The sequence below is a fragment of the Paenibacillus sp. J22P169 genome, assembly GCF_059691995.1.
Genome location: NZ_JCAUAO010000001.1, coordinates 2319312 through 2333232, shown reverse-complemented (window position 1 = coordinate 2333232; position 13921 = coordinate 2319312). Strand labels below are relative to the sequence as shown.

12 protein-coding genes are annotated in these 13921 nt (G+C 46.1%); all 12 read left to right on the top strand.

Annotated features, from left to right (window positions below):
* Positions 1 to 47: 47 nt before the first annotated feature.
* The 12 genes from AC58QG_RS10880 (at position 48) to AC58QG_RS10825 (ending at position 13911) form a co-directional block, all read left to right on the top strand.
* A complete protein-coding gene (locus tag AC58QG_RS10880; protein ID WP_497362066.1) occupies positions 48 to 3740 on the top strand; it encodes a polysaccharide lyase family 8 super-sandwich domain-containing protein in 3693 nt (1230 codons plus the stop codon).
* A 379-nt stretch (positions 3741 to 4119) separates the two neighbouring features.
* A complete protein-coding gene (locus AC58QG_RS10875; protein WP_497362065.1) occupies positions 4120 to 5277 on the top strand; it encodes an ABC transporter substrate-binding protein in 1158 nt (385 codons plus the stop codon).
* Entirely contained in the window at positions 5244 to 6095 is an 852-nt protein-coding gene (locus AC58QG_RS10870) for an ABC transporter permease (protein ID WP_497362064.1), read from the top strand. Before AC58QG_RS10875 ends, AC58QG_RS10870 begins: the two co-directional genes overlap by 34 nt.
* The gene (locus tag AC58QG_RS10865) at positions 6095 to 6940 is read left to right on the top strand and encodes an ABC transporter permease (protein WP_497362063.1); all 846 of its coding nucleotides are present in this window, start codon (positions 6095 to 6097) and stop codon (positions 6938 to 6940) included. Before AC58QG_RS10870 ends, AC58QG_RS10865 begins: the two co-directional genes overlap by 1 nt.
* Positions 6937 to 7986 carry an ABC transporter ATP-binding protein gene (locus tag AC58QG_RS10860; RefSeq protein ID WP_497362062.1) on the top strand — a complete coding sequence of 350 codons (1050 nt, stop codon included), beginning with the start codon at positions 6937 to 6939 and terminating at the stop codon, positions 7984 to 7986. The genes AC58QG_RS10865 and AC58QG_RS10860 overlap by 4 nt, the downstream gene beginning before the upstream one ends.
* A 174-nt stretch (positions 7987 to 8160) precedes the next feature.
* Positions 8161 to 8985 carry an HAD family hydrolase gene (locus tag AC58QG_RS10855; protein ID WP_497362061.1) on the top strand — a complete coding sequence of 275 codons (825 nt, stop codon included), beginning with the start codon at positions 8161 to 8163 and terminating at the stop codon, positions 8983 to 8985.
* A gap of 19 nt (positions 8986 to 9004) precedes the next feature.
* The gene (locus AC58QG_RS10850; RefSeq protein WP_497362060.1) at positions 9005 to 9772 is read left to right on the top strand and encodes a DeoR/GlpR family DNA-binding transcription regulator; all 768 of its coding nucleotides are present in this window, start codon (positions 9005 to 9007) and stop codon (positions 9770 to 9772) included.
* A 29-nt stretch (positions 9773 to 9801) separates the two neighbouring features.
* The gene (locus tag AC58QG_RS10845; protein WP_497362059.1) at positions 9802 to 10590 is read left to right on the top strand and encodes an MgtC/SapB family protein; all 789 of its coding nucleotides are present in this window, start codon (positions 9802 to 9804) and stop codon (positions 10588 to 10590) included.
* Between the two features lie 2 nt (positions 10591 to 10592).
* A complete protein-coding gene (locus AC58QG_RS10840; RefSeq protein ID WP_497362058.1) occupies positions 10593 to 11522 on the top strand; it encodes a metallophosphoesterase family protein in 930 nt (309 codons plus the stop codon).
* 31 nt (positions 11523 to 11553) lie between these two features.
* Positions 11554 to 11895, top strand: coding sequence for an ethanolamine utilization microcompartment protein EutS (gene eutS / locus AC58QG_RS10835; RefSeq protein WP_497362057.1), 342 nt, complete (start codon positions 11554 to 11556; stop codon positions 11893 to 11895).
* A gap of 14 nt (positions 11896 to 11909) precedes the next feature.
* The gene (locus tag AC58QG_RS10830) at positions 11910 to 12413 is read left to right on the top strand and encodes a EutP/PduV family microcompartment system protein (RefSeq protein WP_497362056.1); all 504 of its coding nucleotides are present in this window, start codon (positions 11910 to 11912) and stop codon (positions 12411 to 12413) included.
* Positions 12414 to 12447: 34 nt separating this feature from the next.
* Positions 12448 to 13911 (top strand): ethanolamine ammonia-lyase reactivating factor EutA, encoded by a 1464-nt coding sequence (locus AC58QG_RS10825; RefSeq protein WP_497362055.1) that lies wholly within the window; start codon positions 12448 to 12450, stop codon positions 13909 to 13911.
* Positions 13912 to 13921: the final 10 nt, after the last annotated feature.

Here is a 13921-nt window from a genome sequence, read left to right as displayed (position 1 = left end):
TTACATATACTTTGCTAGACACACTATGATGTTAGGGGGAATTGGTAATGAATAGAAGGTCGAAGATCTTTATCGTTTATTCGCTTCTTTTCAGTCTTCTCATGGTTCCATTTATGCTTGTAGTTGGACCGACACAAACAGCTAGTGCAGCAGATGAGTATGATGGTTTGAGAAATAAATGGATGATTTATTTAACTGGTGGAAGCGCTATTAACACATCGGATCCGGAAATTGCGGTTAGAATCGTCCAAATCGATGCAGATGCAAACAGCGCATGGTTATCGATGGACAAAAGTGCGGGGCGTACATACCTTTGGAGCGATCTGGCTACTTGGAGCAAATCTGCGACGGTTACCTCCAGTTACTCGCGATTGAAGACGATGGCGCTGGCATATGCGACAACTGGCTCGACGCTGCAAGGCAATGCAACTTTGGCGGCAGATCTCATTAGTGGTATGGACTGGATGTATGCAAACAAATACAAAGAAACAAAAAGCGAATCAGATAACTGGTGGGATTGGGAAATTGGCACGCCGTTGATTTTGACTGATGTTATGGTGTTGGTCTATGACCAATTATCGGCGGCACAAATCGTGAACTACACGAAGGCGCTGGATAAATTCACGCCGGATCCGACATATCGGACGAATTCCCCTTCGCTCGTGGAAACCGGTGCCAATCGACTGGATAAGGCACTCATTGTCTCCTTGCGCGGCGTCATCAACAAGACGAGTACCAAGGTTGCTCAGGGAAGGGATGCCATCAGTCAGGCACTATTATATGTAACGGACGGAGACGGTTTCTATGAAGACGGATCGTTTATTCAGCACAGTAATGTCGCGTATACGGGAAGTTATGGCGCGGTACTGATTGGTGATATGGCGAAGCTCATGTACTTATTGGGCGGTTCGAGTTGGCAGGTGACCGACCCGAATATGGCAAACGTGATTCGCTGGGTGACTGAAGCATATCGGCCGTTCTTGTACAAAGGCGCGATGATGGATACGGTACGCGGTCGGGCGATCGCACGCGAATCGCAGCAGGATCATCAAGTGGGCCGGAGCATTATTGCTTCACTCGTGCTGTTGGCGGACGGCATGAATGTATCAGATGCGGCCACGATACGACAAATTGCCAAAGGTCAGATTGCTGCGGATACGACATACGCTAGCTATACGGATGGACTTTCCATTTTTAATATTAGCAAAATCAAGACGCTGATTGGCGATTCCTTCGTTGTCCCTGTTGGAGATATGATCCAGACGCATGTGTTTGGAGGCATGGATCGTGCTGTACATCTGCGTCCGACTTTCGGATTGGGGTTGGGGCTGTTCTCGACGCGGATTGCTGCATTTGAATATGGGACATCCGGTGAAAATAACAAGCCATGGTGGCAAGGCGCCGGTGCCGCATATTTATATAATACGGATCAAACCCAGTTTAATGGCTCTTATTGGCCGACGGTAAACGCGGTTCGTTTGCCGGGGACAACGACGGATGGATCTACGGGCACATTAAGCAGCTATAAGATCGGTACTTCGAATTGGGTTGGAGGATCGACGGCAGCAGGACCTTACGGGACGGTCGGTATGCAGTTCTCAATGTCGAGCAATACAGGCACCCCATTGACCGGCAAAAAGTCATGGTTTCTGTTCGGCGATACCTACATTGCGTTGGGTGCCGATATTACGAGCACTGGCGGAAAAACGGTGGAAACGATCGTTGAGAATCGCAAGCTGAACGCAGACGGTACGAACACGTTAACGGTGAATGGGACGGTGAAATCTTCGGCCATCGGCTGGTCGGAAACGATGACCGGCGTTCAGTGGGCGCATTTGGCGGGGAGCGTTCCAGGCTCCGAAATCGCCTATGTGTTTCCAGGGGGCGCGACAGTGAACGGGCTTCGTGAAACGCGTACTGGCTCATGGAATGATATTTATACGGGAACCAATGCTGCCACATTGTCCGCGAATTATGTGAGCTTGGCGCTAAATCATGGTGTCGATCCGACGCAAGCTTCTTATGCGTATGCGGTTCTGCCAGGTAAAACAGCAGCAGAAGCAGCCGCTTATGCAGCAAGTCCGGGCTATTCTATCCTGCAAAATACAGGAATTGTACAGGCGGTTAAGGACACAGGAGCAAATGCAGTTGGAGCGAACTTCTGGACAGACACGACTCAGACAGTTCAAGTAGATGGAAATAACTACCTCACCAGCAACAAAAAAGCTTCCGTAACCGTAACCGAGAACGGAAACGAGCTGCAAATCGGTATTTCTGATCCGACACAGGCGAATTCGGGTACGATTGACATTGAGATTTACAAGGCGACAACAGGTGCAACTTATCTGCAGTCGGGCGTGACGGTGACGCAATTTGCTCCGACGACGAAGCTGCAAGTGAAGACGGCGGGAGGTATCGGAAAAACGTTCCAAGCCAAGTTGAGTTTAGGTACACCATCTGTGCCAGCTGCTCCACAGTTAACGGAGATTACGAAAGGGGCGGGCTCCGCCACGCTCAAATGGAACGGGTATGCGGGAGCTGCTGGTTATCGAATTTACTATGGAACAACGTCAGGCAGCTATACGAATTCCGTAGATGTGTCAGGTGTTAGTGCAGGGGATAACAGCTATACGGTTACAGGTTTGACGAATGGGGCCACGTATTATTTCGTAATAAAGGCAGTTAACAGTACGGGAGAAAGTACATCATCGGGTGAAATGTCGGTACTGCTCGCTGATTTAGTTTCGCTGGACCCGATCGCGGATACGTACGTGCAGAATGGATCTTATGCAAGTACGAATTATGGTACAGCTACTGCACTTGTTGTCAAAAATGACGGGACTGGTTATAACCGCATATCCTTCTTGAAATTTGATGTATCTTCATTCTCTGGCATCATCAAATCGGCCAAAATCCGTCTTGTGCCAACCTCAATTGGCAAGAGCGGCATTACGCAGCAAGCAAATGTTGTCACTAACGATACATGGACGGAAACGGGATTGACCTCAAACAACCAACCGAGCGTAGGGAGCGTGGTAGCGAATTGGACTGCGCCTGCTGTTGGAACGCCGGTCGAGTTCGATGTGACGAGCGTAGTCTACGACGCCTTGTCGACAGACAAAGTGTTCTCTCTTCGCGTGATGGCACCAACAAATCAGGGTTCGACTGGTGATGTTTCTTACGCATCGAGAGAACATGCAACAGTGAGTTACCGTCCAGTACTCATCATTGAGAAGCAAACCTATAGCCTTGCTCCGACCGATGATGCTTATGTACGTAATGGTTCTTCTGCGAGCAGCAACTTCGGTACGGTGGATCAATTGGTGGTCAAAAATGATCCGAATTCCGGCTACTATCGGTATTCTTATGTCATGTTCGATCTGAGCGCGTTGCCGGCATCGGTGTCAAGCGCGAAGATTCGCTTAGTGCCAACAAGCTTTGGCGTAAGCAATACAACGGGTGTAGCCTACGAGGTAAGCAGCCATACGTGGACAGAGAGCGCACTAACTTGGAACAATAAGCCTACTGCCGGCAGTCTCATTGCTAGCTGGACCATGCCAGCTGCGCTGACGCCTGTATGGATCGATGTGACTGCACAAGTGAACGCAGGTTTGGCTGGTGATCGTAAGGTCGCCATTCAGCTTGCTCAAACGACGAACTATGGCTCAACTGGTTGGGTGAATTATGCCTCTAAAGAGTATGCGGATGCCGCCCAAAGGCCGGTATTAATCATCGAATAGTGACCATCCATGACCGATCCTTGAAGTTGACAAGGGTCGGTATTTAAGTTTACAGACTTCGAAATTCTATGAAAAGGCGTCCGGAAACAAATGTTTTCGGGCGTCTTCTTTCGCTTTTTTTAGATATATTAAAATATAATTTCATTAATATTCAATATTTATTGACACTACATTTCAAAATTCGTATAATAAAATCACAACAAAGGGAATGTTGGTAAGAATAAAAACGAAACAACATAAAAAAACAATCAACAAACAAGAGGGTTGGTTTCAACTTCGTCCGTGAAACATGTTGCAGGGCATCTTAGTCAGTAACGAGGCGAGATGGAGCGGTCGGATGGAACATATAAATGAACAGAACTTAAGGAGGAAGCATTGCATGAAACACGAATCGCAACGTATCCGCACTAGCACATTGGGCAGAAAAATGGTGGTTTCAATCTCGGCTATTGTACTTGCTTTAAGTCTTGCTGCTTGTGGAGCAGGTTCTTCTAACAAAGAGGCTGCAGGGTCGAGTAAGCCAGTAAGTGGAACGACGGAAGTGAAAGTGCCGACGTTAAAAGATCTGACTCCTGAGGCTCAAAAGGAAGGGAAAGTCGCAAGTGTTGGGATGCCTGACTCTTGGGCGAACTGGAAAGACACATGGGGAGATTTGAAGACGAAACTTAATCTGGAACATGTCGACACGGACATCAGTAGTGCCGAACAAATTGCCAAATTCGACGCAGAGAAAAATAACCCAAGCGCGGATATCGGCGATGTGGGCATTGCTTTTGGACCGCTGGCAGTGGAAAAGGGTGTTACTCAACCTTATAAAACGGAATATTGGGACCAGATTCCGGATTGGGCAAAAGATAAAGATGGTAACTGGGTTGTAGGATATACTGGTTCAATCGCTTTTATCTGTAATAAATCGTTGGTTGCGAAATGTCCGAAGGGTTGGGCTGATATCGAAAATGGGGATTATCCAGTAACAATCGGCAACCCTGTTAAGGCGGCTCAGGCTCAACACGCAGTGTTGGCAGCAGCGTTCTATAAAGGTGGCGACGAGAAAAATATCCAGCCTGGCATTGATTATTTTAAAAACCTAGCGCAAAAAGGAAGACTTTCCAAAATGGATCTTACCTTGCCGAATATAGAGAAGGGTGAGATTAAAGTAGCTGTTGTTTGGGATTTTAACGGACTTGGTTACCGTGATAAAATGGGAGCCCTTAATAAGTACGATGTCAGCATCCCTCAAGAAGCCAGTGTTGTAAGCGGTTACGCGACAATCATTAACAAGTGGGCGCCGCATCCGAACGCTGCGAAATTGACTCGCGCTTATATTTTGAGCGATGAAGGTCAAATCAACTTGGCCAAAGGCTTCACTCGTCCTATCCGAGATAAAGTGAAATTGCCGGATGATGTAGCGGCGAAATTGATCCCGAACGACCAATATAAAAATGTTAAGGCAATCAAAGATCCTAAAGCATGGGAAAACACAGTGAAGGGACTTGGGGCTCTATGGCAAGAACAGGTCTTGGTAAACGCAAAATAATTGCAATCGCGCTTCTGCCGTTTGCAGTGTGGATTCTTGCCTTTCTTTGTTTGCCTACAGTGGGCATGTTGATATCCAGTTTTCATAAAGAAGGCGGCCAAGGGTTTACTCTTGGCCAGTATGTTAAAGCGTTTAGCAGTCCGCTATATACGAAGGCGCTGCTGGGCAGCCTTAAGATTTCGCTTATTTCCAGTTTGGTTGCAATTATTGTTGGGTTAGTTGCGGCATTTTCTTTCATGCGACTTTCGCAAAAAGGAAGAGATCGTATGTTGAATCTATCCAATATCATGAGTCATTTCGGCGGGGTTCCTCTAGCCTTTTCTTTTATGATTTTGTTTGGAACGAGCGGTATGTTTACCCTATTATATCAAAAGTTAGGTTTGACATGGCTTATGTTCGACCTGTATTCATGGGATGGTCTGATGATGGTCTATATTTACTTCCAGATACCTCTAGCCATTCTGATGATATATCCAGCATATTACGCAATCAAACAGGAATGGCGTGAAGCTGCTTCACTTCTTGGTACAAGTGCGTGGGGCTTCTGGCAACATATCGGTATTCCCGTCTTATTGCCTGGAATTGTCGGTACTTTCAGTATTTTGTTTGCCAACTCAATGGGAGCCTATGCAACCGCTTATGCGCTTGTTTCCAACAACATCAGCCTATTGCCAATTCAGATTGCAGGACTTGTGTCGGGCGATGTGTTCCCGCGTCATGAATTAGGCAGCGCATTGGCGATCATTTTGGCGATCTTGATGATATTGGCTATGTACTTAAATGAGAAGATGTTGAAAATTGCAAGGAGGGGGAACTAATGGAACGCACTGCAACCAAAAGAAACCTCGCTTCTTATTGGCATTACATCGTTATTGGTTTATTAGTCATCTATATGTTTGTACCGCTATTGGGAACATTTCTGTTCTCAATGAGTACGGAATGGCAAGCAACAATTTTGCCCAAAGGACTTACTTTAGAATGGTATCTGCAAATATTTTCGGATGAACGCTTTTTGCAGGCATTTTTACGCTCGATACTCGTTTCTGTTCTTTCAGTGGGGGTATCGCTCGTCGTTTTGATTCCTACTATATTCATAGTCGTTGTCTATTTTCCAGGGTTGGAGCGTTTGTTGCAAACGATCGTATTGCTGCCGTTCGCTATTCCAGGCGTCGTTCTTGCTGTTGGTCTGCTTAAACTATATTCGTCAGGGCCGGTACCAATCACGGGTACGATTTGGATATTAGTCGGTTCTTATTTTATTGGAATTTTACCTTATGTTTATCAAAGTATACGGAATTCCTTACGGGCTATCCATGTCGTAGAGCTTGTTGAAGCAGCAGTAATGCTTGGGGCAGGACTGATGCGAGCATTTTTTAGCGTAGTATTGCCGAATATTTTACCTGGTGTGATTGTGGCAGGTTTGATCTCGTTTTCCATCGCGTTCGGCGAATTCGTGCTTGCCAATATGCTCGTTGGCGGAAGCTATGAGACCCTTCCAATCTATTTGCAGAAGATGATGGGTGTGAACGGACATCTATCCAGTGCCGCGATTCTGACGTTTTTTACAATCGTGTTTATATTGTCTGCCATGGTATTGTGGATCGGTAACCGGAAGCCCAAATCGAAAGTGGTTGAAGTAGATAGAGAGGAGCAGCACACATGAGTTTTGTGGAAATTAGTAACGCTACGAAAACATTTAATAAAGTGAACGTTTTGAAAAATATTTCGTTATCGATTGAAGAAGGAGAGTTCATTACGTTGCTTGGTCCTAGCGGTTGCGGCAAAAGTACACTGCTCCGGGCGATTGCAGGATTGAATGATATTGATGAAGGAGCAATTAAAGTCGGAGGCAAAGACATTACACACCTACCGCCGAGGGATCGTGAAGTTGGAATGGTTTTCCAATCCTATGCGCTCTTCCCGAACATGACCGTTTATGACAACATTGCGTTTGGTCTGAAAATGGAAGGAATGAAGAAGTCGGAAATTACTCGACTTGTTGATGAAATGATCGAAACTATCGATCTTAAAGGAAAAGAAGACCGTTATCCGAGTCAATTGTCGGGAGGACAGCAGCAGCGCGTCGCACTTGCCCGTTCGCTTGTCAAGAAGCCTAAGATTCTTCTGCTGGACGAACCGTTGAGTGCGCTGGACGCGAAAATTCGGCGAACGCTGCGAAATGAAATTCGTCAAATTCAACGTAGATTCCGAATGACAACGATCTTTGTGACGCATGATCAGGAAGAGGCGTTAACCGTATCTGACCGTATTTTCGTAATGAACGGCGGAATCATTGAACAAGCAGGGACGACACACGACATCTATGTGACACCGCAAACTGAATTTGTCGCGCGATTCATAGGTAACTATAACGTATGGAGTCGAGATGACCTGAATCGGGCGAACTTCACTGAGCTTCCCGAACACGGAGAGTTATTCGCCGTTCGCCCCGAAACGATTGAGATTTATCCGGCGGCGCATCCGAAATCGGTGAGTGTAGACCAAGGTGATGTATGGATGTCGTGCATGGGCACGGTTATGCAATCGACTGTTCTTGGAAATGTCATCCGTTATGAATTGGATGCAGATGGCGTAAACATTACAGTAGATGTACTGCACGATTCAGTTACTCAGCGGATTGATTCTGGCATGCTTGCACGTATCTTCGTGGCAAAGCGCGAGTGCAAGCCGTTAAAGCGTTCTTCCTAAATTGAAACAACATTGCGTGGAGGGCTGCCGGAACTAATCGGATAGAGAGAGTTCCAATTAGCAGGCAAAAGAACCCTCAATTCCATTTTGCCGGTGGATGAAGGGTTCTTCTCATTATTGACTTAGACCTGAATAGAATAAAAAGAAAAAAAGAATAGGGTGGAGGGCTTTATTGTGGGTATTAAAGCGATTCTATTTGATTTAGACAATACATTGCTATGGGATGAACGCGGCATTAATGAGGCATTTGCTGCGACTTGTGCCCAAGCAATTGAGAGGTATCCAGATATAAATCCTACCGATTTGGAGGCGGCGGTAAGAAAACATGCTTTATCGTTATACGAATCGTTTGAGCAGTTCCCATTTGCCAAAATGATTGAAATTACGCACTTGGAAGCATTGTGGGCTCGGTTCGATGAAGGAGAGCTTCCGCAGTTCCGAGCGTTACAGGCATTTGCGCCTGGCTATCGCCGGGAATCATGGATACGCGGGTTACGTGAAGTAAGTATCGACGATGTGCAACTGGCCGAAGAGCTTGCTGACATATTTCCGATGGAGCGACGCGCAAGGCCTATTGTATATGAGGGGACGTTCCCTGTTCTTGATACGCTCAAAGGGACATATAAATTGCTGTTATTAACGAATGGAGCCCCTGATTTACAGAGGGAAAAAGTCGAGTCCATTCCCAATTTAGCCTCGTATTTTGATCACATTATTATCTCGGGTGATTTCGGCGCAGGGAAGCCAGCGGAATCCATCTTCCAGCACGCAATGTCATTACTTGAAATTTCACCAGAAGAGGGCATGATGGTTGGGGATAATCCCAACACGGATATTTTGGGCGCAAATCGTGTGGGCATGAGCAACATTTGGATTAATCATCAGGGGTCATCATTCTGCAATGTGGACAATGCGCCGACGTTTGAAGTCGGTAGTTTGCTTGAATTGCCGGATCTTCTTGAACGTATACAGTTAAATGTGACCAAACCAAGTAGCTGAAGAAGGGTTGCCTAAGCTCATGTCATTAACTTTCGAAGACCGCAAGAAAACGATCGTAGAGAATTTAAGAAAAGATGGAAAAGTCCAAGTGGATTGGCTATCCGAACATTTGAATGTTACACCTGAAACCATTCGCAGGGACTTGGATCGTTTGGAAAAGGAAGGGAAGCTCAAAAAGGTGTACGGTGGCGCTGTTTTGAGTACGGATAGCTGGGAGCCGCCATTCATCCAAAGAGCGCAAATTAATAACAAGGAAAAAACAGCTATTGGCAAACTGGCGGCTAGTCTTATAAAAGCAAACGAGACAATTATGGTCGATAATGGGACGACGACGATTGAAGTTATCTCTCATCTGCGCGAACGGACAGACGTAACGATTATTACGCACTCCATGCCGGTGTTGCAGCTTGCTACGGAAATGTTTAAAGGCAAAATTATTTTTGCCGGCGGTGAAATCAATGCCAGTCTGCAATCCGCTTCGGGCACATTGACGGAAAAGATACTGGATCATTTCAAAGTGCACAAGGCATTTATTTCCGTCGGCGGGATTTCACTTGTTGAAGGAATTACTGACTACGATATAAACGAAGCGAGCGTTTCTCGAAAAATGATAGAACGAGCTGACGAAGCGATCGTTTTGGCGGATCATATGAAAATGGGAAAAACGACGTTTGCGAAAGTATCTGCTATTCAGGACGTGGCGATGGTCATTACGGATAAAGACTGTCCACCAGAGTGGATCAATTATTTGAAAGAAAAGAGCATTGACGTATTGATAGCTGATTAAAATAAAGCGAAAGTTGGGGTGTGAAATCTATGGTCACCTTAAATCCCGAGGTCTGGCAAATCGATTATCTGGAATTAAGCATACGAATTGTTATTGCGGTTATTTTGGGCGGGATCGTCGGGTTCGAACGTGAGCTAGGCGATCACGCTGCCGGATTTCGCACGCATATTCTAGTATGTCTGGGCTCGGCTCTCATTTCGTTGTTGTCGATTTATGGTTTTGCTGAATTTGCTTACGAACCTAATGTAAGATTGGACCCTTCTCGCCTTGCTGCCCAAGTCGTAAGCGGCATCGGCTTTCTCGGGGCGGGCACGATCATGCGAACCGGCATCTCTGTGTCAGGTTTGACAACAGCAGCTTCTCTGTGGGTTGTCGCAGCCATTGGCCTTGCAGTCGGGGCTGGGTTTTATTATGGTGCGACATTAGCAACGGTTGCGATGCTAATCAGTTTATTTCTATTAAACAAAGTGGAAAAAAGATTCTTGAACTCAAGGAGTAAGATGACCCTATCCATTGAAGTTTGGGACGATAGTAGGAATGTAAGTCTGATCTTCGCGAAGGTTAAAGATATGGGGATTCAAATCCGTGAAACGCATATTGAAAATAGGGAAAAGACCTTCAATGACGGAATCAGGAGCACGGTGTACATAAAAATGATGGTGAAGGCGAAGACGAAACAGTTGGATCAAGCAGTGGCAACGCTCGCAGCATTGCCAAATGTCATTAGCATGGGTACAACAACAATGAGCGACGAAGATACGATCGATCATAAGAAATTAAATGAAATGAGTTTTATAGCGAAGAAGGGGAGCATATAGTTATGAAACACTCATTACGATTCCGTGAAGACAACACATTTACGATCGTTCAGTTTACGGACATCCACTGGAAAGATGGGGGAGATTCCGATTTAAGCTCCCGTCATTTGATGAAGCGTATTCTCGAGGCGGAACAACCGGATCTTGTCGTATTTACAGGGGATGTCGTCGGCGGTTACAACTGTGAGGATCCGATTACTGCATTTCATGAAGCCATCAAGACAGTTGAAGAGTGGCGCATTCCGTGGGCTGTCGTTTTCGGCAACCATGATACAGAGAAGCTGATAACAAGGCAGCAATTAATGGATGCGGTAACAGGTTATGAATTCGCTGTAGCCGAGCGAGGCCCTGAAGAGATAAGTGGTTATGGAAATTACGTGCTGCAGGTAGCGGATGCCGCCGGTCATTCAGCGGCAACGTTATATTTCATGGACTCCGGAAGCTTTTCCAGTCTTCCTCATGTGAAAGGCTATGATTGGATTCGTCGAGATCAAGTCGACTGGTATGTGCAACAATCCAAGGAGCTCACAACGAACAATGGAGGAACGCCAATTCCTGCGCTAGCCTTCTTCCATATTCCATTACCTGAGTATCGAGATGTTTGGGAGCGCGAGGTCTGCTACGGGAATAAGTTCGAGAACGTATGTTGTCCGCACATTAACACAGGTCTATTCGCAGCAATGGTTGAAATGGGCGATGTCATAGGCACATTTGTTGGACATGATCATACGAACGATTACTGGGGGACTTTGCACGGTATCCGTCTTTGTTATGGTCGGGCCACGGGGTACAACACCTATGGTCGGGAAGGATTCCCTCGCGGAGCGCGGGTTATCCGCCTGTCGGCAGGTGAACGTCAGTTTGAATCATGGCTCCGTCTGGATGATGGTTCGGTGATTAGGGAGCAGCTGGAACATAAGCCATCGCTATAAAATTAGGTTCTTGTCAGGAGAGGGATTTTCCATGCAAGAAGAAAAGAAGAGATTTATTCAGGAATTCGTACCGGGCAAGCAGGTTACACTTAGTCATCTCATTGCCAATCCAGATGCGGATTTGTTTCAAAAATTAGGCATTGTGGAGTCCGGAGCTATCGGCATCCTGACACTGACACCAAGTGAAACGGTCATCATCGCTGCTGATCTGGCAACCAAAGCTGCGAACGTCTCCATTGGGTTTCTTGATCGGTTTACTGGAAGCCTCGTATTGGTTGGAAGTGTTTCCGAAGTTGAAGTAGCGATGCAACAAATTAATGATTTTCTTTTTGCGCAACTAGGGTACACGGCTTCCCGCATTACTAAATCTTAAAGGAAGTGCTTGAAATGAACACCAATCATCGTGCCATGCTGATAGGATCTATTGGTGCAGGGAAATCTACGCTGACCGAAGCTTTGCTGGGTCGTAAGGCAGATGCGGTGAAAACTCAAGCGCTAGTCTTTAAGGATTGGCTTGTGGATACACCAGGTGAATACACGGAAAATCCTTTTTTTTATAAAAGTATCATGGCTACAGCTCTCGAAGTCACCCACGTCATTTTTGTACAAGATGCAACCAATCCGAGAAGTATTTTCCCTCCTGGATTTGCTACGGGATTTAACAAATTGCCAATTGGCGTTATAACCAAAGCCGATGCGGCTTTTGCTAAAGTGGATCGAGCAGTGAACCAGTTAAAACAGACGATGCCCCGAGGAGCTATCGTGATTTCCTCTTCTATTGTAGGACAGGGTATGCAGGAGATTAAAGAGCTGGTACAGTGCGCGACATTCGAGGACATGAAGGCATATTGCAGCCGAGCTTCCGTGCATCATCTGTTCTATCATGAATAACGTTACAGGTTCATTTATAGGTAGGTGGGAAGACTTGAAATCGTATCAGCAAGAAGCAGAAATCATGATAAGCGCAGGCATCGATATTGGCACCAGCACAACGAAACTTATCTTGAGCCGGTTTTCTCTGATGAATACAGCTGGTTCCAGCCAAGTACCGCGCATTGAAATTATCGACAAGCAGGTTTTTTATAAAAGTCCCATTTATCGAACTCCGTTGCGCTCTCCTACATGGATTGATATGGAAGCGGTTCATGCGCTAGTGCAACAAGAGTATGATCGTGCCGGTATTAGGTCGCAGGATATCAAAACAGGGGCTGTCATCATTACAGGTGAAACGGCTACCAAGCAGAATGCGGAGGAGATGCTTCATAGTATTTCCTCGCAAGCTGGGGAATTTCTAATTGCAACGGCTGGTCCAGATTTAGAAGGCATGATTGCGGCAAAAGGTTCAGGTGCTTATGAGCATTCGAAAGCATCGGGCAAGACGATTGCAAATATCGATATAGGCGGTGGAACGGCGAATATTGCCGTGTATCAGTCAGGAAATTTGAGGGGAACGTGTACGCTCCATATCGGCGGCAGATTAATTGAATTCGCTGAAAGCCGAATAAAAACGATATCGCCACCTGTTCAAAAGCTGCTAGCGCAACTTGGACTTTATCTTTCACTAGGAGATCCTGTTCAGTTGGACGGCATTCAGTGTGTTATCGATGATGTTGTCCAAGCGATGGTTCAAACCTTAGTACATACACTTAATGGAAAAGTTGAGGATGCGGATCAGGTGCTCCTTTTGGGTCATCCGCCGGATTGGGAGATGCCGATTGATGAAATTATGTTCTCGGGTGGCGTTAGTGAATGTATGTATCAGTTGGATAAAAATACCAGTCATGTGCCGCGTGTAAAATATGATGATATCGGCTTGCGACTGGTAGAAGCTATAAGGCAGAGTACGGAGTTGCATCATTGGAAGTGGATTCCTCCCGTCGAAACGGTTAGAGCGACGGTTCTTGGCGCAGGTATGCAAACAACGGAAATTAGCGGTACAACCATCCAAGTGGAAAGCTCTTGCTTACCCATCAAGAACCTTCCAATATTTCATCTGGCGTTGCGTAACAATCTCATTAATGGCCAGCATCAAATTGTACAGGCCACCGAACAGGCTCTTCGACTTTATGATCCACTGAGAGAAGGAATCAATTTTGCTTTCTATATCTCAGGTTTGTCTCATCTCCGATTTCGCGAGGTGCAGCAGCTGGCGGAGTGGTTGCTTGAAGCTTATTGCAGGCAGCCGAATCAATTAGCGCCATTGGTTGTAGTCACAGCCAACGATATCGCTAAGGTGCTAGGTCAAACCTTAAAAGCAAAGAATCCTACACGCAACATTATTTGTATCGATCAAGTGGCGGCTCTACATGGCGATTATCTGGATATCGGGAATCCCTTGCAAACGGAAGTTGTACCCGTGATTGTGAAGACGCTTGTTTTCCACTCTTAGCGAAAGGAGG